Origin of the sequence: Kitasatospora sp. NPDC058190 (assembly GCF_042883685.1) — a bacterium.
Lineage (GTDB): Bacteria > Actinomycetota > Actinomycetes > Streptomycetales > Streptomycetaceae > Kitasatospora.
The window spans coordinates 1-8,386 of sequence record NZ_JBHVVI010000211.1; the positions used below are offsets into that span (position 1 = coordinate 1).

The 8,386-nt window shown below is 75.0% G+C and carries 7 protein-coding genes; 5 read left to right on the top strand and 2 right to left on the bottom strand.

Annotated features, from left to right (window positions below):
• The first annotated feature begins 119 nt into the window (after window positions 1–119).
• Both ACFVWU_RS43280 and ACFVWU_RS43285 read left to right on the top strand, forming a co-directional pair.
• A complete protein-coding gene (locus ACFVWU_RS43280) occupies window positions 120–473 on the top strand; it encodes a MerR family transcriptional regulator (protein WP_387631870.1) in 354 nt (117 codons plus the stop codon).
• Window positions 474–781: 308 nt separating this feature from the next.
• Entirely contained in the window at window positions 782–1,276 is a 495-nt protein-coding gene (locus ACFVWU_RS43285) for a DUF1772 domain-containing protein (protein WP_387631873.1), read from the top strand.
• 48 nt (window positions 1,277–1,324) lie between these two features.
• Here ACFVWU_RS43285 and ACFVWU_RS43290 read toward each other — a convergent pair whose 3' ends face one another.
• A complete protein-coding gene (locus ACFVWU_RS43290; RefSeq protein ID WP_387631876.1) occupies window positions 1,325–2,008 on the bottom strand; it encodes a polysaccharide deacetylase family protein in 684 nt (227 codons plus the stop codon).
• A gap of 373 nt (window positions 2,009–2,381) precedes the next feature.
• Here ACFVWU_RS43290 and ACFVWU_RS43295 point away from each other — a divergent pair, with 373 nt between their 5' ends.
• From ACFVWU_RS43295 to ACFVWU_RS43305, 3 genes are all read left to right on the top strand, one after another.
• Window positions 2,382–3,734 carry a hypothetical protein gene (locus ACFVWU_RS43295; protein WP_387631878.1) on the top strand — a complete coding sequence of 451 codons (1,353 nt, stop codon included), beginning with the start codon at window positions 2,382–2,384 and terminating at the stop codon, window positions 3,732–3,734.
• A 90-nt stretch (window positions 3,735–3,824) separates the two neighbouring features.
• Window positions 3,825–5,045, top strand: a complete 1,221-nt coding sequence (locus ACFVWU_RS43300; protein ID WP_387631880.1) for an AAA family ATPase — start codon at window positions 3,825–3,827, stop codon at window positions 5,043–5,045.
• Window positions 5,042–6,364, top strand: a complete 1,323-nt coding sequence (locus ACFVWU_RS43305) for a VWA-like domain-containing protein (RefSeq protein WP_387631883.1) — start codon at window positions 5,042–5,044, stop codon at window positions 6,362–6,364. The genes ACFVWU_RS43300 and ACFVWU_RS43305 overlap by 4 nt, the downstream gene beginning before the upstream one ends.
• A gap of 285 nt (window positions 6,365–6,649) precedes the next feature.
• Here the strand turns inward: ACFVWU_RS43305 and ACFVWU_RS43310 are convergent.
• Window positions 6,650–8,386 (bottom strand): NAD-dependent epimerase/dehydratase family protein (locus ACFVWU_RS43310; protein ID WP_387631885.1); only part of this gene is annotated, 1,737 nt, incomplete at its 5' end.

The following is an 8,386-nucleotide window of genomic DNA, read 5'->3' on the forward strand; positions in this document are numbered from 1 at the left end:
CCCTCACTCATTTCAAGATCACCCGGCCGTGAGCCCCGTCACCAACCTCCGTGGTCAGTACACCTAGTCTTCAACCCTGACACCGTGACAAGGTCAAGCCGGACGGGGAGAGAACGATCATGCGGATCGGGCAGCTGGCCAGACTCACCGGCACCAGCGAGCGCCTGATCCGGTACTACGAGTCAGTCGGCCTGCTCGTCTCGACCCGCCTCCCCAACGGCTACCGCGACTACGCTCCGTCCGCAGAACAGACCGTCCGCCAGATCCGCGCCCTCCTGGCGGCGGGCCTGCCCACCCGGCTGATCAGCCAGGTCCTCCCCTGCGGCCAACCCGACGGCCCGCTGATCGCCTGCCCGGGCGTGCTCACCAAGCTGCGCACCCAGCTCGCCGAACTCGACCGCCGCGCGGACGAGTTGGACCAGGCCCGGCAGACCCTGCGGCGGGCCATCGCCGCCACCGAAGCGGCCGGCTGATGCCGCGCACCCGCGTGATGGCCGCGGAGAGGGCGATGGCGTTGCCGTAGCCCACCTTGCGGGCGGTGAAGGCGACGCCACACTCGGGCGCGCGCGGCAGGGACGCACCGCGGGCCTTGGGGCCGTCGAGGGGCCCCGTCAGAGTGTCCGTGCCGCCAAGTGCGAATATCGAGGACATGATTTGACCACTCGTCATGCGAGAGGGTCTTGAGCGATCGAGGTGGCCCGGGCGGCCCTGATGCCCGATGATCGGTCCACGGAAACGACCGATACCCGACGGACGCCGAACAGACAGAGGGGCCGCGAAGATGGAGACGGCACGCATACTCGTCCTGGTGGCGGCCACCGTGACCTGCGGACTGAGCGCCGGACTGTTCTACGCCTACGTCTGCTCGGTGATGCCCGCGCTCGCCCGGGTCGAGGACCGGATGTTCATCGAGGTCATGCAGCGCGTCAACGTGGCGATCCTGAACGGCTGGTTCGTGCTCGGCTTCGTCGGCGCCCTGCTCACCACGGCGGCCTCGGTCGCCCTGCACCTGCCCTCGGACGGCCATGACGCGCTGCCCGCGACCGTGGCCGCGCTGGTGCTGTACGTGGCGGCGATCGGGGTCACCCGGTCGGTCAACATCCCGCTGAACGACGAGCTCGCGGCCGCCGGCGCGCCGAAGGAGATCACCGATCCGGCGGCGGTGCGCGGGCGTTTCGAGGCGCGGTGGGCGCGCTTCAACGTGCTGCGCGCCCTGTTGTGCACCTCCGCGCTCGGGTGCCTCGCCTGGGCGCTGGTCCTCGACGGGCAGGGCTGACGCCCCCGAGATCCCCGACCAGCCCCCAACTCGGCCGCGCACACCAGGTCAGCACAGGATCCCGAAGCTGTAGCCGCGCGCCTTGAGGGTGGACAGGATCGTCGGCAGCGCGGCGGCGGTCTGGCTGCGGTCCCCGCCACCGTCGTGCAGCAGGATCACCGAGCCCGGGCGGACGTTCTTCAGCACCCGCGACTGGATCGCCCCCGTCCCCGGTCGGGACCAGTCCGCCGGGTCGACCGACCAGAGCACCACCTGCTTGCCCAGCCCCGCCGCCCGGGAGCGCACCGTGGCGTTGACCGCGCCGTACGGGGGGCGCAGGCACTTCGGGGTGCGGCCGGTCTGGGCGCGGATGGCCCGATCGGTGTTGCCCACCTGGGCGTTGAAGGAGGAGGCGGAGAGCCGGCGCAGGTCCGGGTGGGACCAGGAGTGGTTCTGCACGCTGTGGCCCTGGCGGGCGACCTGCTGAGTGAGCGAGGGGTGGGCCGCGACGTTCTCGCCGATCTCGAAGAAGGTCGCGTGCACCCCGTAGCGGTCGAGGATCGAGAGGATCCGCGGCGTATAGGCGGGGCTGGGGCCGTCGTCGAAGGTCAGGTACACGACCTTGCTTCCGGCCGCCTCCGCCGGTGCAGCCGGCACCCCGACCGCCACGCCCGTCACCAGCGCGACGGCGAGGGCGCCGATCGCGGCCCGGACCCCTCCAACTGCCTTGCGCCCAAACGGTTGTACGGTCATGCCAGCCCCCTGCGATCGGAAGTCCCGGGTACCGACCATTCTGCGTCGAGGCACATCGGTGCCGCGACCGCCCAGTGGACGAAAGGGGATGAAATCGGCCAGCCGGACAACGGGTTGACCGCAACCGAGAACGAGTGCGTACGGCCGAGGGCGCTCGGTGGGCGGCTCGCGCTGCTACGCGATCGACCAGTCGCGTCGGCCCGGTCGGCCCGAACCGCTCCTTCGACCTGCCCTCCAGCGGTCCTTGAGCGCCGGCGGGCCGTCGCCGGGCCAACGGGTGTGGCGGATGGCGGCGGCGGACGCTATGCTCCCCGGCGATGACCACTTTCGCTGATCACAGATCGGAGGTCCCGTCCGCGCAAGGTGAGTGCTGATGAACACTCACACCGCGAACGGGCAAGACTCCCCGCTCTCCTTCTGGCGGCGCGTACGCGAGTACGCCGTACCGCCCTCCATGATCGAAACCGCCACCGCGCGTCGCCTGGTCGGCGACTGGGGTGGGGCCTGCGCCGCCGCCAACGTCGACATCGAGTTCCGGCTGCGGGACGTCGCGCGCGACCACGGGCAACAGCTCGCCGACCGGGTGCGCGACGATCTGCGCCGACTGGCACCGGACTTGCTGCGCTGGCACCTGCCCAGGACCGCGCCCGACGGGCTACTGCGGCCGGGGCTCACCATGGCGCTGGCCCGCTACCCGGGCGAGCGGCCGGTGTCCCTGGTGGTCCGTACGCCACCCGCCTGGGCGGCGTACGGGCAGCACGTCAGCCTCGCGCTCTGGGACGGCTACGACGACGGCGGGCCCCCGCATCCGCACCCGCATCCCAGCCGCCGGTTCCGCTACGACCTGCACCGGCACCTGTGGGACGCGGACCGGAGCGGGGAGCTGGCCTCGCGCGCCGGATCAGGTCCGCCATGCTCTCCGGAATTCGGTGCACCCGAACCGCGCTGCGCCGTCGACCGGTGGGCCGCCGAGGCCGAGCTGCTGCTGCAGGCCGAAGGACTCCCCGCCGGGCCCGTCGTGGTACGGCTCGGGCGTCGACGGCGGTTGCTGCTCAGGCCCGGCGAGCCCGTGGCGGAGGCCACCGGGAACGTCCGGGCGCTGCCCCTGCTGCCCGACGCGGCGACCTGGCTGCCGCCCGACCTCGCCCTGCTGCGCAGCGGCGCGATCGATCCCGACCGGCTGCACCCGCTGGTCGCGGCCGCGCTGACGCCCGGGCACCGGGCCGGCAGGACGCTCCAACCTCCGCCCGCGCAAAGGCTGGTGGAATGTCGTGGCGCCCGGCACCGGATCGCCGTGGTCAACGGGGTGCTGACCCCGCTCGACCACGACCCGGCCCAGCTGCGCCGCGAGGAGCTGCTGGCCGCGCTGTCCGGCACCCCGCTGCCCTGTCTGCGGGCCGTCGATCAGGCGCACCGCGATCCGACCGAACTGGTCGGTGTGCGCGAGCGGTTGGACCACGGTGACACCGCCGGGGCGCTGGCCGTGGTCGAGGACCTGCTCGGTCCGCAGGCGGTCCTGCGCCCGGGCCCGCTGCGGGACGAGCTGGCGGCGGCCGCGCAGCGCCGGATCGCCTACGGCCTCTACCGGGCGGGCCTGACCGACCCGGGGCCGGGCGGCTTCCCGTTCCGGCGGCGCCCGTGCCTTCGCAGTTCCCACAGGTACACCTCCGCGCACTGCAGCCCGCGCTGCAGGCCTCGCTGCAACCCGCGCACCGGCACGCGCTGAAGCCCTGCCGAAATCCCCGCTGAGACCGTCCACTTCCGAATCCCGGAGCTTCCCACTCCCGGAGCCTCCGACTTCCCGAGGTGATCACCCATGCCCACGCACGCCCCCGCCGCCCGGCTCGACGTCGCCCGCGAGCTGCTCGACCTGCTGAACGACACCAGCACCGAACCCCGCGCCGACACCCAGCTGGAGGCCCTCACCCTGGCCGTCGCCGCCGACCTGCCCGTTCTGCTCTGGGGCGAGCCCGGAATCGGCAAGACCGCCGCCCTCAACCAGCTCGCCGAGGCGCTGGAGCTGCCGCTGACCACGGTCATCGCCAGCGTCCACGAGCCCTCGGACTTCTCCGGCCTGCCCATCGTCGGCGACGACCCGGCGCAGCAGGGCGTCCCGCTGGCCCCGCCGGACTGGGCGGTGCGGTTGGTCCGGGCCGGGCGCGGGCTGCTGTTCCTGGACGAGTTGTCCACCGCGCCGCCCGCCGTCCAGGCCGCACTGCTCCGGCTGGTCCTGGAGCGGCGCATCGGTGCGCTCCAACTGCCGCCCGGCGTACGGATCGTGGCCGCTGCCAACCCGCGTTCCTCGGCGGCCGACGGGTGGGAGCTGAGCCCGCCGCTGGCCAACCGGTTCGTCCATCTGCAGTGGGTGCACGACCACGAGGTGGTGGTGCGCGGCCTCGGCGGGGTGTGGCCGGTCGCCACCCTCCCCCGGCTCGACCCGCAGGAGCTGTCGGCGGCGGTCGCGCTCGCCCGCCGGGCGGTGTGTGAACTACTTTCCGCCCGGCCGGAGTTGGTGCACCGCCTGCCCACCACCGAGACCCGGCGCGGCGGCGCCTGGCCCTCCCCGCGCAGCTGGGACATGACGCTGCGGCTGATCGCCTTCGCCGCCGCGGCGGGCTCCTCCAGGGAGGTGCTGTCGCTGCTGGTCCGGGGGACGGTCGGAGACGGTCCGGGGCTGGAGCTGATGGCGAGCATGGACCGGATGGACCTGCCGGCCCCGGAGGAGCTGCTGGCCGACCCGGCGAACGCGGTGCTGCCCGAGCGCGGGGATCTGCGCCAGGTGGTGCTGGACGGGGTGGTGGCCGCGGTGCGCAACCGGCCGGAGCGGGCGCGATGGGACTCGGCCTGGGCGCTGCTGGTGCGGGCGATGGAGACCGGCGCGCCGGATGTACTGGTCGTCCCGGCCACAACGCTGGCCTCCCTGCGCCGGGAGGACTGGGAGGTACCGGAGTCGATCGAGCACCTGGCCTCGACGGTGGCCCTGTCCCGGCGGGCCGACCACGCCGCCGCCCGGGCCGACGCGAGGACCCGCCGATGAGCGCGGGCGTGACGCCGCTGGACGTCGGCAAGCGCATCAAGGCGAAGGTCGCCAGACCGGCCCCCGAACCCGGGGACGCCGCCTGGCAGATCGAGCCGCAGGCCGGCCGGCTGGACCTGGAGAAGCTGTACGCCGCCCGGCTGCAGGCCGTCCGGGCCCGCCCCTACCTGGCGACCGCGCTGTTCGCCCTGCACCTGGTGGAGTCCTGGCAGGTGCCGACGATGGCCGTGGACCGCTACTGGCGCTGCTACGCCTCGCCGCTCTTCGTCGAGCGCACCCCGGTGGAGGACCTGGCCTCGGTGTGGGTGCACGAGGTGTCGCACCTGCTGCGCGACCACCACGGGCGCAGCGACCGGCTGGCCCGCGACCTCGGGATGACGGGCCGGGACGACCGGCTGCGGATGAACATCGCCGCCGACTGCGAGATCAACGACGACGCGTTCGGGGAGGGGCTGGTCACCCCTGTGGGCGCCCTGACGCCCGAGCGCCTCCACCTGCCGGAGGGGCAGCTGATGGAGGACTACCTCCGCGGCTTCGTCTTCGACCCGCGCAAGCCGGGCCTGGCCTGGCTGGACTGCGGCAGCGGCGCCGACGGCGTGGACCGCCCCTGGGAGCTGGGGCCGGAGGGCGCGGCCGGGCTGACTCCGCAGGAGCGCGACGCCGTCCGCTTCCGGGTCGCCGAGGGCATCCGGGCCCGCCCCGGCGACGCTCCTGCGGGCTGGCGGCGCTGGGCCGAGGAGGCGTTCCACCCGCCGCAGCCCTGGCGCCAGCTGCTGGGCGCGGCGCTGCGCTCGGCGGTCTCCGGGCCCGGCTCGGGCGGGGACTACAGCTACGGCCGTCCCGCCCGCCGCTCGACCGGTCTGCCGGGCGTGGTGCTGCCGAGCCTGCGGCGGCGCCCGCCCCGGGTCTCGGTGGTGATCGACACCTCGGGCTCGGTCTCCGACGACGAGCTGGGCAGCGCGCTGCTGGAGGTCGCGGCGATCGGCCGGGCCGTCGGCGGCCGCCACGACCAGGTCACCGTCCTGTCCTGCGACGCGGCCGCGCAGACCGTCCAGCCGATCTGCCGGGCGGCGGGCATCAGCCTGATCGGCGGCGGGGGCACCGATCTGCGCACGGGCTTCGCGGCGGCGCTGCGGACCCGGCCGCAGCCGGACGTCGTGGTGGTGCTGACGGACGGGCAGACGCCCTGGCCCGCGGTCGCACCGTCCTGCCGTACGGTGGTCGGCCTGTTCCGGAGACCGGTCCGGTACAACGAGGGCAACCCCGACTACCGCCCGGACGCGCCGCCCACGTGGGCGCGGGTGGTGACCATCGGCTGAGGCGGCCGGGAGGGCTCCGGGCCGATGCGAGCGGCGCTGCGGCGGAGTCCGGGCTCCGTGCACAGTGGCCCGCAGGCGCGGTCGTCCGGAGCAGCGGATGCCGCCTTGCACGCGCGCGCGAGCGGGTCGGCCGACACCCCGGACCGGGATCCCGACGAGCACGTGCGGTTCGCCCGCTTCCGCCGGGCCGGACACGGGCGCACCCGGCGGATCCGCAGCATCGCCGCGTCCCGGCTGCGGGCGGAGGGGTCCGGCGCCGGCCCCCCTCCGCCTCACGTGCCGGCCTCAGCCGACCATGGCCGCCAGGACGCTGCGCCAGTCCTCCCCCGGCTCCGGCCGCAGCGCGGCCGCCAAGGTCTCCGCCCGGTAGTGCCAGGGGCGGCACAGGTCGGCATCGGCGTCGGGCCGCAGGTCCACGGAGCTCTCCGAACCGAGCAGGCGGATCAGCTCGGTGGTGAACTCCGCCCAGGAGACGTGCCCGCTGATCGCGTTGACGACCCGCCCGGCGGCGGGGTGGTCGGGCAGGGCGCAGACGGCGAGGGCGCGGGCGAGGGCCGCCGAGTGCACCCAGGCGGCGCCGGTCCAGCTCGGCCGACCGCCGGGGGCCGGGGCGGGCAGGGCGATGGGGCGGCCGGCCAGGGCGGCCTGGTAGAGCTCGCCGGTGGAGCCCCAGCGGAGTTGGTCGCGCAGGCGCTGGTGCGGGCCCCAGACGATCGGGGCGCGCACAGCGGTGACCGGGCCGCGCCCGCCGGCCTCGGCCGCCGCTTCGAAGAGCAGCCGCTCGCAGTCCAGCTTGGCCTGCCCGTACGGGGTGACCGGCGCGCCACTGGGGCCGCCCTCGGCGACGTCGGTGCCGGGCGGCCGCCCATAGGCGTCGATGCTGCTGACGAAGACGAACGGCCCGCCGAACCAGCCGTCCAGCAGGGCGCGCATCGCGGCGAGGTCGGTGGCGTGCTCGGTGAAGGTGCAGGCGGCGTGGATCACGGCGTCCACGCCCTTGACCGCGCGGTGCAGGCTGTCCAGGTCGGCCAGGTCGCCCTCGGCGATCTCGGCGCCGTGCAGGGCCGGCAGGTGCGCCGACTCCGGGCGGACCAGCACCCGGACCGGACGGCCCTGGGCCATCAGCTCCTGGAGCACGGCCGCGCCGACGCCGCCGGTGGCGCCGGTGAGCAGCACGGTCCCGGTGCGCGGCTCGGTGCGGGGGCGGGCGCCGGTCCGGGCGAGGGCCGCGCGGCGCTCCTCCTCGCGGGTGGCGAGCAGGGCGGCGAGGGCGTGGGGCGTGCGCTGTTCCAGGATGTCGAGGCCGGTGAGCGGCAGTCCGACCCGGGTGCGCAGGCGTTCGGCGAGCTGGACGGCGATCAGCGAGTGGCCGCCGAGGGCGAAGAAGTCGCCGTCGGCGGGCGGGACGCTGCCGAGCAGCTCACCGAAGGCCGTACGGACCAGGTCGAGCGGGCCGGGCCGCCCGGGGGCGGTGGTCGGGGCGCTGGTCCGGGCGGCGCCGGGCAGACGGTCGCGGTCGACGGTGCCGTCCGCGGCGCGCGGGATCCGGTCCACCAGGGTGACGGCGAGCGGGAGTTCGGCCGGGGCGATGCTGCGCCGCAGGGCGGCGCGCAGGTCACTGCCGCTGGGGGCGACCGGGCCGCGCACCACCGCGTACGCGAGCGGCCGGCCGTCGGCGGCCTCGACCACGGCCGCCTCTGCCACCCTCGGGTCGGCCGACAGCGCCTCGGCGGCCGGGTGCCGGGCGGCGACCAGACGGCTGCCGGGCAGCTCCGACAGCGGCAGGTCCGCATCCTCGGCCACCGCGCCGAGCACGGCGGCGAAGGCTTCGAGCAGCCGCGCGGCGGTCGTCTCGTCCAGCGCGTCCCGGTCGTGCTGGACCAGGCAGCGCGGCTGCGGCCCGTCCTCCAGCAGCGGAGTGAGGCCGAACTTGGCCAGCCCGAGGTTGAGTTCGATGTCCTCGGCGTCGAGCCCGGGCAGCGCCAGCGGCGTGACGGGCTGGACGAGGTCGCAGCTGACCGA

Coding starts and splice junctions, on each gene's coding strand:
- ACFVWU_RS43280 (WP_387631870.1), top strand. CDS start 120: ATGCGGATCGGGCAGCTGGCCAGACTCACCGGCACCAGCGAGCGCCTG.
- ACFVWU_RS43285 (WP_387631873.1), top strand. CDS start 782: ATGGAGACGGCACGCATACTCGTCCTGGTGGCGGCCACCGTGACCTGC.
- ACFVWU_RS43290 (WP_387631876.1), bottom strand. CDS start 2,008: ATGACCGTACAACCGTTTGGGCGCAAGGCAGTTGGAGGGGTCCGGGCC.
- ACFVWU_RS43295 (WP_387631878.1), top strand. CDS start 2,382: ATGAACACTCACACCGCGAACGGGCAAGACTCCCCGCTCTCCTTCTGG.
- ACFVWU_RS43300 (WP_387631880.1), top strand. CDS start 3,825: ATGCCCACGCACGCCCCCGCCGCCCGGCTCGACGTCGCCCGCGAGCTG.
- ACFVWU_RS43305 (WP_387631883.1), top strand. CDS start 5,042: ATGAGCGCGGGCGTGACGCCGCTGGACGTCGGCAAGCGCATCAAGGCG.